This is a genomic window from Pedobacter sp. GW821-FHT01D05 (assembly GCF_059422505.1).
The window spans coordinates 737,530-751,986 of the sequence record NZ_JBWKXA010000002.1; the positions used below are offsets into that span (position 1 = coordinate 737,530).

A 14,457-nucleotide genomic window follows, 5' to 3' on the forward strand; every position below is an offset into this window, starting at 1 on the left:
TAACAGTTAGGAGATAATAAAAGCCAATATAGCATCAGCAATCTTGTGATTGATGGTGCTATATCGGCTAAACTTATTTTAATGAAGCGGTACTATTTTATCGCTTTTTCAAATGCACTAATTCCACCTACTACAGGTAAAGTAAGTGTGGTTGCATTTAAATCAATGGTTAGCTGAGTTCCGGCTTTTGGCCAAAGCGTAAATTCTTTATCGCTCGAGAAAATCATCAGGGCAATTTTCTTACCTGCAGGTATAATTTGATCATCTGGCTGAAGATTAAATTTGAGTTCGTAAAATTTACCAGGAATTAAAGGCGCACTTTCAGTTAACGATTTATTGTTTTGAGGATCGGCCCATCCGCGCGTAATTACGTTGTCCATTAATTTTGCGCCATTTCCCTCTGTCCAGGGTAAAGCAACTAACCAAACAGAGAAATTGGCTGCTGGTTTATTGCTGGCCAACTTAACTGTAAATTGTGTTAGGCCCGATAAATGAACTGCTTCTTTTAATGTAGTACTTACATAAAGCAAGCGGTGTTCTGAATTTTCAGCTTTTGCCAGGTCACTGCCCGAAAAAGAAACATCATCTACTAAAGTTTCTGCAGATTGTTTCTGTGGTTTACTGATATATAGGTTTCCTTGGTTCTTTCCTCCAGCTCCCAGATAAAGTTTTACATTACTGGCATCTGGGTTTGGGTAATCGGCGTAGGGTGTTGGGTTCGAGTTTGGTTGATTTTCTCTCACAATCCAGGCTTTGGGATCTTTTTCCACACCGTTTTCAATTCCAAACAAAAAACGCGTAAACCACCTGTTCATCATTTTCATTGGAGGTGGGCCACCGTGCCCTTGCTGATGATAAAAAATCTGTACGGGTAAACCTTTGGCTTCAGCCGCTTTATAAATTCGATAGCTATGTTCGGGCATTACATTCCAGTCATTAAAGCCGTGCGACATTAGTAAGGCCGCTTTCATCGGTTTGATGGCATTTAAATAGTCTCTACCTGCCCAAAATTTATTGTAATCACCAGTTACACGATCCATTCCCTGGGCCATTTCTTCATCTCTTATTGTTTTATTTGCATAGGCTCTTTTATCTTCTGCGCCACTGTGTATGTAATCGTATAAAACATCAACATCTTCTCCCAAATAACCTCCGGGACTTCTTACTAAGCCATTTGAACGATAATAATGATAGTAAGAGGTATTTGGTGCGATAGGTATGATGGCCTTTAGTCCCTCAACGCCGGTAGTGGCCGCTGCAAGCGGGATGGTACCATTATAAGAAGTTCCTGTCATTCCAACATTTCCCGTACTCCAGTAAGCTTTAACTTTTTCATTTCCATCAGGGCTAGTGTAACCATTATCTTTCCCTCCAAGCCATTCGATCACTGCTTTTGGAGCCAGCGATTCATTTATTCCACCCACCGTTGGAGATCCTTGTGAAAGTCCAGTGCCGGGTGAAGAAGAGTGTACGATAATAAAACCCCTTTTAACCCATTCTCTGATTAAAGAGTTCGATATAATTGGTCTTTTGCCGGTACGTATTACCTCAGGGTGTACACGGGCTATAGATGATTTTTCACCAATTTCGTGCTTTACATCCCAAAATACATCTTTATCATTTCCGGCTGTTCCTGCGTAATATGGACTTGATTCATAAATAACAGGTAGTTTTAATCCTTCGGTTTCGGTTTGGTAAGGCCGTGTAACATCAACATGCATACGGTCAGGCTTTCCATCGCCATCGGTATCAAATGTTGTTTCTACCCATAAATCGGTGCGGATCCACTTGTCGGGAGTGTCAAACAAGTTTACAATCTGTGCTTCGCCATCTTTAAATATAGGAAGGGTTTTAGCCGCTTCAGTTTTTTCTTGTGCAAAAGCAGAAAAAGCCACTGAAAATAATAAAAAAGGAAGTTTAAATAATTTACCTTTTTTTAAATTAAGGTTTATCATGGTTTTTAGATTTAAAATAGTTTATGGTTGTTTCCTTTGTGTTGTAAACAAAAAACAAGTTTTTTTTTGAGATTTGCTGCTTCGAAATTAATTAATTATGGTTACATAATGCTATTTTTAAAATACATGTGGTGATATTAATAATCTGGATGAAACAGAACAGATAGGTGGCCACTGATTATTATTTCTTATATTTGCTTTGCTCAAAGGGGTGCTTTTGATGTTGCAATGCCTGTTGCCATCAATTTGCTGAGATTATACCCATTTTAAGGCAAAAGGTAGAAAAGTAAAAGGCAGAGGGTTTCCCCTCAAGCTTAAAGCCCTCCCGCCCTCAACCTTAAATGAACCTGATGCGGGTAATGCCGCCGTAGGAAGAGGTTAAAATTTACAAAACTGTTTCGCCCCGAAAACGGTATCTAATTATTTTTACCGGCCGCAGGGCAAATTATTGTAAATGAATTTTCAAGATTGGTTTAAGCTTTTTCAGGAGCAGATTTTACACACCTCATTAATCGAATGGTTGGCTGTGGGGTTCGGGATCTCCGAAGTTTTATTGGCAAAAAAGAACAGCATTTGGTTATATCCAACAGGAATAATTTCTGTTCTATTGTGGATGTTTTTATTGCTAGGCGTTAAATTATATGCTGAGGTGCTTTTAAATATTTATTATCTGGTGATGAGCGTTTACGGATGGATAATCTGGAAGAAAAGAAAACAGGAGGGAGAAAACCAGGTTTCATGGTCGGGCAATAAAGAATTAACCATTGCGATTTTAATTTCTGTGATTGGTTTCGGGGTGCTTTACCTTGTATTGAGGCATTATACCGATTCGGATGTGCCTGTTTTTGATGCCTTTGTTTCTGCTACTGCATGGGCAGGTATGTGGCTATTGGCCAAGCGTAAAATAGAAAACTGGATATTCTTGAACATTTCTAATATTGTGGCCATTCCTTTGCTATTTCATAAAAAGCTTCCACTAATGGCCTGTTTAACTACGTTTTTGTTCACTGTAGCCATATTTGGATTTTTAGACTGGAAGAAAATCATTAACAAAAGCCGCGTCAAATTAGCTCAATTACCTTCCTAGGCAAAGCAAAAAAATAATTATGCAAGAAACATTAAGCATCACCTGGCAGGAAAAAGTAAAAGCTTATGCAGCGCTTTCTGAAGAAATGGGTAAACTTCATCCCGAAATTTTAGAACTGGCCTATCAGGAAAACTGGTTTAAGCTTTTTGTACCCGAAATTTATGGAGGACCGAATAAAAAACTTCCTGAAATTTTAAGATTGGAAGAAGAATTGGCAGAGGCCGATGGGAGTTTAGGCTGGACCATTACACTTTGTGCTGGTGCAGGGTGGTTTGCAGGGTTTTTAAATCCAGAATTGGCTGCAGAGATTTTTGCAGATCGTAAAGTTTGTTTTGCCGGGAGCGGTGCTGTTGGTGGCGTAGCCATTAAAACGCAAAGGGGGTATCTGCTCAATGGAAAATGGAGTTATGCCAGTGGTGCATTACACGCTACTATATTTACAGCCAACTGTACGCTTAAGAACGAAAATGGCGATGATGTTTTGGATGAAAACGGAGAACCTGAAATTAAATCATTCATCCTTAAGAAAGAGGAAGTAAATATTTTACCCGGTTGGTCTTACTTTGGTTTAATGGCAACAGGCAGTCATGCTTTTGAAGTTTGCGATTTAAACGTTGACGAAAATAGAACCTTTAAAATTAACCAGCATATCGAAGTAGCAGATTCTGGCTTTGATTATCCCTTTTTACAACTCGCAGAAACTACGTTAACGGTAAATAGTTTAGGAATGACCAATCACTTTATTAAACTGGTAGCGCAATCTTTTTACTCCCGTTCGGGTTTGGGGAGATATAGCGAGGCGCAGATTTTGTTTTTTAACAGCGAACTTAACCGTTGTAAAGAAGAAGTACTGGGCCTTCGTACAAAATTTTACCATATGTTTGATAAATCCTGGAGGCAGTTAATGAATGAAGGAGAAATTGCTGAAGATATTTTAATGGAGGTGAGTTCAATCAGTCGTAAATTGGCCCATGCCTGTTGGAAATCGGCAGCTACTTTATTCCCATACTGTGGTTTAGAGGCTGCAAAAAAAGAATCGGAAATAAATAGGGTTTGGAGAGATATTCATACGGCAAGCCAACATGCTTTACTTACTTTCGAAATTTAATTATTCCAAAAGCGCTGGCTTAATTTTATTTTTAAACTCAGTAGCAAACTTATTCAGTTTGGGTTGTATCACAAATGCACAGTAAGGTTTTCCCTGGTTGTTGCTAAAATAGTTTTGATGATAATCTTCAGCCTCATAAAATTCGGCTATAGGGGAAACTTCCGTTGCAATGGGTTTGTCGAAAATATGTTGTTGGGTTAAATCTTCGATCATTTCCTCCGTCTGCTTTTTCTGATCTTCATTTACGTAAAAAACCACTGAGCGGTATTGTGTACCAACATCATTACCCTGTCTATTTAAAGTTGTTGGATTATGGGTTTTAAAGAACACCAATAAAAGCTCATTGAAAGAAATAACATTTTCATCGAATGAGATCCGAATTACTTCTGCATGTCCGGTATCGCCATTACAGATTTCCATATAGGTAGGATGCTTTAAATCTCCCCCCATGTAGCCTGACGTAACCTGGCTTACTCCATTTAACGTTTGAAAAACGGCTTCGGTGCACCAAAAGCAGCCTCCGCCAAATGTTGCTGTTTGCATATCCTCCTTATATAAAATCTATTCCAGTTTTTTAATCAATCAAAAAAAGACATTTTTTTGATATTAAAGATTGGTTAATTACCGATTATTCCTATAAGTTTTAAGTAGAGGCAGTTTAGGCAGCATTTAGGGTAAATACTTTAATGTCTTTAAGATGATATACATAAAAAGGATCCGTACAGAACTAAAAATCCGTGTTTATCTGGATGCACCTGTGGTTCAACTTAATTAAACGGGAGATATAGCACAAAGTGTATACTATATAGCATGAAAACAAAAAAGCCTGTAATCGAATTACAGGCTTTAAAATTCTTATTGATATTGAATATAGATCGGTTTTGGTGTAAGCTTTAACAGCTCTTCCGGAGTCATCAAACGCTTTGGTTCTTTCTTTAAATCATTTTTGTAAAATAATTTAAAGCCGGTAAACTGTACAGGTTCGCCTTGTATAAAATGGCGGTAGGTGCCTTTTTTTAATTCAGGTTCACCCCATCCATCCATATGCACTACAACCTGCACCTCAGGACGTAATTTAATGTTAGGCGAATTGGTTACCATCTTTTTAGTAAAACGATGCAATACAAATACTTTTGGAGGCAAATTGTATTTTTTAACAATATCTGCTAAATATCCGGTTACATAGTTAATGTCGGCAGCATCATAGGTGCCGATCTTTTTGCCAGGCAATGTTCCGTCTTTCATCGAAAATTCAGGATCTATACCCAAGTGAACGTATGGCAATTCAAGGTATTTTGCAATATGAGGTAACTCGGCTTTAATGGTACTTAAAGCTACCTGAAGATCTAAGAATACGATCGTGTTAGGCTGCATTTTGGCAATTTTCAAAACAGAATCAATCTGTTTATTGCCCATTCTATTGATGTATTTTCCGTCTTTTCCTGGTGTTCCACTTGCTACTGCAGCAATATAGTGTAAGCCTGGTTGTACAGGGGTAGAAGGATCGGCTTTTTCCCAATGTTTAACCTCTGCATTTAAACGCTGCCACATTTCTTTAGGTGCATATTCGCCAAGTGCCCCCATTTTTTTCGAATGTAGGTTTCCGTAATAAACAACTATGCGTTTAAAAGGTAAAATAGCGCCCGCTAAAGGATATGGTTGTTTTTTTACCGGCCATCTTCCCGTAGTATCTCCGTTTGCTAGTTTTTTCACCAACGAATCGTAAAGCTTTGGATCAACCGGTTTCATTACGTTTACTGTTGAGTCTGTTTTCTTTTTAGTCGAATCAGAAGAGAAGATTTTACCGATACCGCTACTGCTCTTACCGTCTGAATTACAGTTGGCAAATAAGCTGATTGCGGCAAAACCAAGTATTAGTGTGCCTGCTAATTGAGGAAATTTCATAGATATTATATAGATAATTAAAGTTTAGACAGTTTCCGAATCTGTTTTGATGAAAGTAGGGTGGAAATCTGGTAGTTTAAAATAAAGTAATCAACATTTACACATTACAGAATTTACCAAAAACACCCAAGGGCAATTTAATGCCCGAAGTAGCCTGTAAAAATAGTTCTCCAGTTTCGAGGTTTTGAACAGATGGGAATGAGGTGCGGATTAGGTTTTCTACAATTACCGACGAAAACCCTAATGAATAAGTATTTAGGATTAAGAAGTGTTCTTTTTCATCCAGCAGCTGTACTACATCCTGCATCATTTCCTGAATATGATCTTCCAGTTTCCATTTTTCGCCATTAGGGCCGTGGCCATAAGCAGGAGGATCTAAAATGATTCCGTTGTATTTTTTGCCTCTTTTTAATTCTTTTTTTACAAACTTTAAGGCGTCTTCTACCATCCAACGGGTATCTTTCAATCCTGAAAGCTCCTGGTTTTCGTTTGCCCAGGTAACTACCTGTTTAATCGAATCTACGTGCGTGGTTTCAGCACCTGCTGCATTGGCAATTAGTGATGCCGCACCAGTATAAGCGAAAAGATTTAAAACTTTGGGCTGTGGCGTTTTAAATTTTTTAATCGACGAAGAGATGAAATCCCAGTTTACTGCCTGCTCAGGGAATACGCCCACGTGTTTAAAAGAAGTTAAACCTAGGCGGAGTTTAATGGCCACTTCATCATTTTTATATTCTACATGCCAACGATCAGGAATAGATTGATTTTTCTTTACCCATTCGCCAGAAGTAGCCGAACGGCCCCTGAAAGTAATGTTGGCCGTTTTTTTCCAATCCTGTTCTGAATATGTTTTTTTCCATACCGCCTGTGGTTCAGGACGGATAAGGGTTACATTTCCAAAACGTTCTAATTTTTCAAAATCCCCGCAATCAATCAGTTCATAATCTTTCCAGTGGGTTGGGGCAAGTAATTGTATCATGTATTATTATGTATAGTCCGTCATTGTGTGGCACCAAGCAATCTTAATGCGATAAATATACAGAAGGAGATTGCTTCGTGCCTCGCAATGACGATTTTATTTAGTTTAAAACTTATCTTTTGCAGCTTTCATGAAGCGGCTGGCGAATACGAAATCGTTTAGTTCCTTAATATCGGTATGTGCAATTTCTTTATTGCTGCCTTCCCAGAATTTTTTCCCTTCGTGTAAGAATAAAATGTAATCGCCAATCCCCATTACCGAGTTCATATCATGCGTTACCACAATAGTTGTGGTTTTATATTCTTCGGTAATTTCCTGAATTAGTTCATCAATTACGATCGAGGTTTTTGGGTCTAGACCCGAGTTAGGCTCATCGCAGAACAAATATTTCGGGTTCATCGAAATGGCACGTGCAATACCTACACGTTTTTTCATTCCTCCCGATAATTCTGCCGGGAATAATTTGTTTTTACCTGCAAGGTTTACCCGTTCCAAACAAAAATCAACTCTTTCAAGCTTTTCTTTTCTGCTCTGATCAGTAAACATATTTAAGGGAAACATGATGTTTTCTTCAACTGTCATACTATCAAACAGGGCAGAACCTTGAAACAACATACCAATTTCTTTACGCACTTCAATGCGCTGTTCGTAGGTCATCGGCGTAAAATCGCGGCCATCGTACAATACCGAGCCCGAATCTGGTTGATGTAAACCTACCATACATTTCAGTAGCGTTGTTTTTCCTGATCCGGAACCACCGATAATTAAATTGGTTACACCTTCTTCAAACTTTCCAGAAATGCCTTGTAGTACATCATTTCCGGAAAAAGATTTATAGATATCTTTAATTTCGATCATTACAATAAAAGTTGAGTAACTAAATAATCGCAAACTAGAATAGAGATACAGCTAATTACAACCGCTCTTGTACTGGCCTGCGAAACTTCTAAAGCACCACCACGAACGTAAAAACCTTCGTAAGCCGGAACTGATGTAATAATGAAACCGAATACAAATGCCTTTACCAAAGCAACTGTGATGGTGTAAGGATTAAAATCAGTTGTTATACCTTGAATATATTCTGCAGGAGTAACAGCACCCGAAATAGAACCGCCAATATATCCACCGGTAATGCTTAAAAACATAGAAATGATTACCAACATGGGCACCATGGTGATGCCCGAAATAATTTTAGGTAGAATTAAATATCCAGGTGCATTTATACCCATAATTTCTAAAGCATCAATCTGCTCGGTAACACGCATCGAACCAATTTCTGATGAAATGGCCGATCCGATTTTTCCTGCCAGTACTATTGCACTAATGGTTGGGCTTAACTCCAATATACTCGAGTCGCGGTTTACAGAACCGATAATTGTTTTTGGAATAAAATCACTAACCAGCTGGAAAGCAATTTGTAGTGTCATTACTGCACCAATAAAAGTGGAGATAATAGCAATTAAACCTAAAGAGCCTACGCCAACATAATCCATTTGTTTGGCGATTTCTTTTAGGTAAATTTTCAGTTTTTCCGGCCTTCTGAATACAGACTTGAGTAGCAGGATGTATCTGCCGAAATTGGTAAAATTCATTCCGTATGTATTTGCTTAATTTAAATGATCATTTATAATACTACAAAGAAACGATAAAAAAGTTGGAGCGCTTTGCTAATTGTAAAAATATTCGTGGTTTTGAATATAAATATGGTTTTTTGTTAACAAAATTTAAACCATAAACAATGAAAGCTGTAATAACCGGTGCAACTAAAGGAATTGGTAGAGCTATTGCGACTAAATTTGCCCAAAATGGGTACGATTTGGTTTTGGTAGCAAGGGGGAGAGATGAACTCGACAGGCTTCGACAGGAATTAACCCCTTATGGGCATGCTATTTTTACCCAGGTAGCAGATTGTTCAGTTAAAGAAGAAGTGTATGCTTTTTTAAATTCGACCGATGTAGATTTTGATCATGTAGCTGTTTTAGTAAACAACGTGGGGATTTTTTTGCCGGGTAGCATGCTCGATGAGGATGACGAAACCTTCGAAAAACAGCAGCATTTAAATACAAATGCCTGTTATTACATCAGTAAATTTTTCGGAAAAAAAATGCGGTTGGCCAAGCGGGGCCATATATTCAACATCTGTTCGGTGGCCAGTAAAGCACCTGTAAAAAATGGAGGCAGTTATAGTGTAACAAAAGCAGCGATGTTAAGTCTTAATCATGTATTGCGGCAAGAGTTAGCACCTCACAATGTTAAAGTAACTGCATTTTTGCCAGGCTCTACTAAAACTTCATCTTGGGAAGGAACAACAATTCCGGATGAAAAATTTGTACAGCCTGAAGATATTGCAGAAACTTTGTTTACCATTTTAAACTTAAGTAAAGGGGTAAATGTAGACGAGGTTTTGATTACTCCGCTTGATTTTTAAACACAAAAATGAACAACGTTATGGAAAAGAAGCTTTTTAGAAACGAACACGATAAGATGATTGCCGGTGTAGCTTCGGGACTTGCAGATTACATGCAGGTGGAGGTTACCATAATTAGATTATTGTTTGCATTATCGGCTATATTTATGGCTGGAGGTGGCTTAGTTGCCTATATAGTAATGTGGATTATTGTTCCGGTTAATGATGATCCGGCAGCAAGATTTTCTAAATTTAACGATTACTTTGGCAAGAAAAACCCAAATGCACAACCCTTTGGAACTGCCGATCCTTTTGCAGGACCAGCGAACCAGGGAAACCAGAATTGGACGCAACCTGTTGATGGCGGGCAGAAAACACCTTTCGAAACACAGCCCAACTTCGATAAATTCAATAAATCTAACGATACCGGCCGCACCATAGGCGGATTGGTATTGCTAGTGATAGGATGTTTTTTCCTGATGCGGGAAATGGATTTTATCCCCGATTGGTTTAGTATCCGCAATTTATTCAGGTACATGTGGCCATTGATATTTATTGCTTTAGGGGTAAGTATCATAGCCAAATCAAAAAGAAAGAACGACTGGGCTGCTTTTCAGCATCAACAGGAAGCTGAACAACAAAAAACAGCTGATTTTTCTGAAACCATTGTAGAAAATGAACCTGCAACACCAGCTAACAAAGATGATAATTCAACATCCGCTAACCCTCAAGTATAAATAAAATGAAATTAGATAGATTAATTTGGGGTATTATCCTGCTTTTTATTGGCGGTGTACTTCTACTCGAAAACTTTGGCGTAATCAATTTTTATTGGCGCAACGTTTGGAGCTTCTGGCCGGTATTCTTAATCATAGCAGGTTTAAATATCCTGTTTAATAAAAACAATTCGCAAACTGGGAGTATCATTTCTATTGGCGTTTTAGTGGTAGCCTTATCGTTCCTTTTTTATAAAGGGCAGCAGGTTCCCGAACGCGGTAATTGGTGGGGGCGCCACTTTAAAAAAGATGTCGACATTAATATCGAACATAACGATGACGACAACGATGATGATAACGATAACGACACTTCGTATAATCATTTAAGTTTGTCTGAGCCATTTGTAGCGGCAGATAATGCGAAAAAAACGGTACTAAATATTTCTGGAGGTGGCATTTCATTTAATCTTGATGGTGAAACAGCTGAGTTGATTAATGCTGACGTGAAGAAAAGGCATGGTAACTTCTCTTTAAAGAAATTGCTTACCGATAGTGCTACCGTACTTACTTTCCAAATGGAAGATAAAAAGAGCAAGTGGAATTTTGGTGATGGCGGTAACGATGTTAATTTTAAATTGAATAAAGAAGCCAACTGGGATATTTTAATGAAACTGGGCGCTGGCGAAGCAAACTTTGATTTTACCAATTACAAAGTTCGCACCTTCCGCTTTGATGGTGGAGCAGCAGCTCTGGATATTAAATTCGGAGATTTATTGCCAATAACCGACGTAATTGTGAAATCTGGGGTGGCCGATGTGAAAATTAAAGTGCCTACCAATTCAGGTTGCCGAATTAAAACCAAAACAGGTTTATCAGCCAAAGATTTCGATGGTTTTGAAAAATTGAGCGATGGTGTTTACGAAACTTCAAACTATAAGGCCTCAACCAAAAAAATCTTTATCAATTTAGATGGCGGATTGAGTAACTTTGAAGTAAGCAGATATTAGGGAGGTTGAAGGTTAGAAGGTAGAAGGCGTAAGGCTTCATTAACGGAATCTTTATAAAATGCTGATCTTACAATCCTAAAATCTCATAATCCTGATCCAATCTAATGAATCCTGATCAATATATAGTTGTAATTAATGGAAAGCCACAAGGGCCATATAGTTTAACCGAACTGAAAGATTTAAACATCAGTGCGAATACTTTTATACGTAAGCCCGGAATGGACGATTATAAAGAAGCTCATGCAATTCCCGAATTGCGTGAGCTTTTGGGTTTTAGTTATCAAAAAACAGCACCCCAATATTTTGCAGCTTTCGATCAAAGGTTGTTGGCCTCGGTAATTGATCATTTTATTATTTTTGGAATATATAGCATCATTATTTTAACGAGCTATATTTTTATCGAAGGTAAAGATCAGCGGATTATGGCTTTTTTAATCCCATTTCCCTCCATATTTATCATTAAGCTCATTTATGGCAGCATTGCCGAAGCATCAGCCAGTCAGGCCACTATCGGTAAAAAACTCCTCAATATTAAGGTAACCGATTTAGAAGGCAGCCGGGTTTCTTTTGGAATTTCCCTGGTGAGGAATTTTTCTAAAATCTTATCCGTAATTCCAGTTTTCTTTGGTTACCTGTACAGTTTCCTCAATAAGAAAAACCAATGCTGGCACGATATTGCAGCCAATACGCTGGTGATAAAAGACAGGTTGATATAAGTTAGAAAAGCGAAGTCAATACAACTATTTTCGTTAGCCGGGCTGTACGCTATATCTTTGGCTGGCCTTTCGGCTACACTCAGGCTGACAGTCAAAGGATGCCGCTTCCACCCGTTTATGACCTGGGCCGGGTGCAATGATGCCAAACCCACCCACCGTTAAAAAATAAACCTGATTGAGGCGGTAGCGCCCGATTTCCTTCTAATCGGGACTAAAGCCGAAAGCAGGGCTGCATTTGCCAAGCAATGCGGCTCTTCCGTTTCCAAAAAAAACTTTGAATTTTTGCCATTAGGATCGGGGCGATTTAATTACAACATTACAACATCAAAACATTCCAACAATCCTTATCTTTGCAAACAGATGGAAAATATATTGGCAAAACATGATCTGGCAGGCGGATATTGCAACAGTTTAACCGCTTATTCTAGGTATTTAACCCGAGAAGTTAACATAGGTGATATTGCTTTAGGTGGGCACAATCCAATCCGGATTCAATCGATGACAACCACCGATACCATGGATACTTTGGGTACTGTAGAGCAGACCATCCGCATGGTAGAATCGGGTTGCGAGTATGTTCGTATCACTGCACCTAGCATTAAAGAAGCCGAAAATCTGGCCAATATTAAAAAAGAACTACGTTTCCGTGGTTATAATGTGCCATTAATTGCAGATATCCATTTTACGCCTAATGCTGCCGAAATGGCTGCACGTATTGTAGAAAAAGTAAGGGTTAACCCAGGCAATTATGCAGATAAAAAGAAATTCGAAAATTTAGAATACACACAAGATGCTTACAATGCGGAGTTAAGCAGGATTTACAAAAAGTTTATCCCTTTAGTTAAAATCTGTAAAGAGTATGGCACTGCCATGCGCATCGGCACTAACCACGGGTCGCTTTCAGACAGGATTATGAGCCATTATGGCGATACGCCCCGCGGAATGGTTGAATCGGCAATGGAATTTATCCGTATGTGCGAAGACCAGAATTACTATAACCTGGTGATCTCGATGAAAGCCAGTAATACCCAGGTGATGGTTCAAGCCTATCGCTTATTGGTAGAAACCATGGCGAAAGAGGGGATGAATTATCCTTTACATTTAGGTGTCACTGAAGCTGGTGATGGCGAAGATGGCCGTATTAAATCAGCCGTTGGTATTGGAACCCTATTAGAAGACGGTTTAGGTGATACTATCCGTGTTTCCTTAACTGAAGACCCTGAATTTGAAGCGCCAGTTGCTAAGGCTTTGGCAGACCGATATGCTTTAAGGAGTCCGAAGTCTGAAGCCGGAAGTCAGGAGTCGATTTCACTCCTCCCAACGCTTCACGCCCAGCGCCAAACTTATAGCCCTTACGAGTACAATCGGCGCATTACCACTGCTGTACAGCATATTGGTGGCCATCACCATCCGGTAGTAATGATCGATGTTTCGAAAGAAAATTTAAAAGACCCTTACTTTTTAAGTTCAGTTGGTTACAATTATAGCGCAGGTTTAGATAAATATAACTTAGCCGATCAGGCTTGCGATTTAGCCTTCTTAGGTGATAATTTACCATCGTTCTCTTTTCCAGGGAATTTAAAGCAAGTTTACAATTACGAAACCTGGTTAAAACTTAAAGATAAAAACAACTGCCATCCTTTATTCTCTTTGGAAGCTTTTAAAGAGGCAGAAGCTAAAGACGAATTTTTAAACTTTGTTCAAGTTGATGCCAAGCAATTGACCAATTTAACAATTAACCAGTTAGCCAATGTTGTATTAATTCTCGAAACATCAGCAGTGCATGGAATGGCTGAACAACGGGCATTTTTTGTGGCTTTGCAGGAGGAAAATATTCAGATTCCGGTAATCATTAAGAGAACCTACCAGGATGTAGATGCTGATCATTTAATGCTTTATGCTGCAACCGACATTGGCGCTTTGTTTACCGATGGCTTTGGAGATGGGGTATGGATTGATGCAGGAGGTCAAAACCTTTCGCTGATTAACTCTACAAGTTTTGGGATTTTACAGGCTACCCGTACACGCATCAGTAAAACAGAATATATTTCTTGCCCAAGCTGTGGAAGAACACTTTTCGATTTACAAGAAACTACACAACTGATCCGTTCACGTACTGACCATTTAAAAGGGATAAAAATCGGTATCATGGGCTGTATTGTTAATGGACCAGGTGAAATGGCCGATGCCGATTACGGTTATGTGGGTACCGGGCCTGATAAAATCACTTTATACCGTGGTAAAGAAGTAGTAAAGAAAAATGTAACTACCGCTTATGCCTTAGACGAACTGATCGACATCATTAAAGATGATGGCAACTGGGTAGAAAAGGTTTAATTAAATTATCCCTGGTCTGTGTCCTCACAGACCAGTATAAAGATTTTAATTTACATATTTTTACTTTCGATCTGTGGGGACACAGACCGAGGAGTTAAAATTATCCGCCTTGGTTTGCGTCCCCACAAACCACTTTTATAAATTAACTCGTTTTTTATTTCGGTATGTGAGAATACAGACCGAGGAGTTTGAATTTTATCTGTGTGTTCCTCTTTATCTGTGGTTAATGATACATTATGG

The 14,457-nt window shown here is 38.7% G+C and carries 13 protein-coding genes; 7 read left to right on the forward strand and 6 right to left on the reverse strand.

The annotated features are described in order from the left end of the window. Positions 1-92 precede the first annotated feature (92 nt). Entirely contained in the window at positions 93-1,955 is a 1,863-nt protein-coding gene (locus tag AC07VK_RS11245) for a Xaa-Pro dipeptidyl-peptidase (protein WP_492960478.1), read from the reverse strand. Between the two features lie 454 nt (positions 1,956-2,409). Between AC07VK_RS11245 and pnuC the strand changes: the two genes are divergently transcribed. Together pnuC and AC07VK_RS11255 are read left to right on the forward strand one after the other, a co-directional pair. Then, positions 2,410-3,042 carry a nicotinamide riboside transporter PnuC gene (gene pnuC / locus AC07VK_RS11250; protein ID WP_492960480.1) on the forward strand — a complete coding sequence of 211 codons (633 nt, stop codon included), beginning with the start codon at positions 2,410-2,412 and terminating at the stop codon, positions 3,040-3,042. A gap of 19 nt (positions 3,043-3,061) precedes the next feature. Beyond that, on the forward strand, positions 3,062-4,150 hold the full coding sequence (locus AC07VK_RS11255) for an acyl-CoA dehydrogenase family protein (RefSeq protein WP_492960482.1): 1,089 nt from the start codon (positions 3,062-3,064) through the stop codon (positions 4,148-4,150). Here AC07VK_RS11255 and msrA read toward each other — a convergent pair whose 3' ends face one another. From msrA to AC07VK_RS11280, 5 genes are all read right to left on the reverse strand, one after another. After that, positions 4,151-4,693, reverse strand: a complete 543-nt coding sequence (gene msrA / locus AC07VK_RS11260) for a peptide-methionine (S)-S-oxide reductase MsrA (protein ID WP_492954767.1) — start codon at positions 4,691-4,693, stop codon at positions 4,151-4,153. It abuts the gene before it with no gap. A 312-nt stretch (positions 4,694-5,005) separates the two neighbouring features. Continuing rightward, positions 5,006-6,055 carry a hypothetical protein gene (locus tag AC07VK_RS11265; RefSeq protein ID WP_492954768.1) on the reverse strand — a complete coding sequence of 350 codons (1,050 nt, stop codon included), beginning with the start codon at positions 6,053-6,055 and terminating at the stop codon, positions 5,006-5,008. Between the two features lie 97 nt (positions 6,056-6,152). Continuing rightward, on the reverse strand, positions 6,153-7,034 hold the full coding sequence (locus AC07VK_RS11270; protein WP_131031678.1) for an RsmD family RNA methyltransferase: 882 nt from the start codon (positions 7,032-7,034) through the stop codon (positions 6,153-6,155). Positions 7,035-7,139: 105 nt separating this feature from the next. Next, entirely contained in the window at positions 7,140-7,892 is a 753-nt protein-coding gene (locus AC07VK_RS11275; RefSeq protein WP_086547603.1) for an ABC transporter ATP-binding protein, read from the reverse strand. Continuing rightward, a complete protein-coding gene (locus AC07VK_RS11280) occupies positions 7,892-8,626 on the reverse strand; it encodes an MlaE family ABC transporter permease (protein WP_057932019.1) in 735 nt (244 codons plus the stop codon). Before AC07VK_RS11280 ends, AC07VK_RS11275 begins: the two co-directional genes overlap by 1 nt. A 146-nt stretch (positions 8,627-8,772) precedes the next feature. Between AC07VK_RS11280 and AC07VK_RS11285 the strand changes: the two genes are divergently transcribed. The 5 genes from AC07VK_RS11285 (at position 8,773) to ispG (ending at position 14,217) form a co-directional block, all read left to right on the forward strand. Next, entirely contained in the window at positions 8,773-9,462 is a 690-nt protein-coding gene (locus tag AC07VK_RS11285; RefSeq protein ID WP_492960484.1) for an SDR family oxidoreductase, read from the forward strand. Between the two features lie 20 nt (positions 9,463-9,482). Beyond that, a complete protein-coding gene (locus AC07VK_RS11290) occupies positions 9,483-10,178 on the forward strand; it encodes a PspC domain-containing protein (RefSeq protein WP_492960486.1) in 696 nt (231 codons plus the stop codon). Positions 10,179-10,183: 5 nt separating this feature from the next. After that, positions 10,184-11,164 (forward strand): toast rack family protein, encoded by a 981-nt coding sequence (locus AC07VK_RS11295; protein WP_492954772.1) that lies wholly within the window; start codon positions 10,184-10,186, stop codon positions 11,162-11,164. 104 nt (positions 11,165-11,268) lie between these two features. Beyond that, positions 11,269-11,880, forward strand: a complete 612-nt coding sequence (locus tag AC07VK_RS11300; protein ID WP_492960488.1) for an RDD family protein — start codon at positions 11,269-11,271, stop codon at positions 11,878-11,880. Between the two features lie 360 nt (positions 11,881-12,240). Then, on the forward strand, positions 12,241-14,217 hold the full coding sequence (gene ispG / locus AC07VK_RS11305) for a (E)-4-hydroxy-3-methylbut-2-enyl-diphosphate synthase (protein ID WP_492960490.1): 1,977 nt from the start codon (positions 12,241-12,243) through the stop codon (positions 14,215-14,217). Positions 14,218-14,457: the final 240 nt, after the last annotated feature.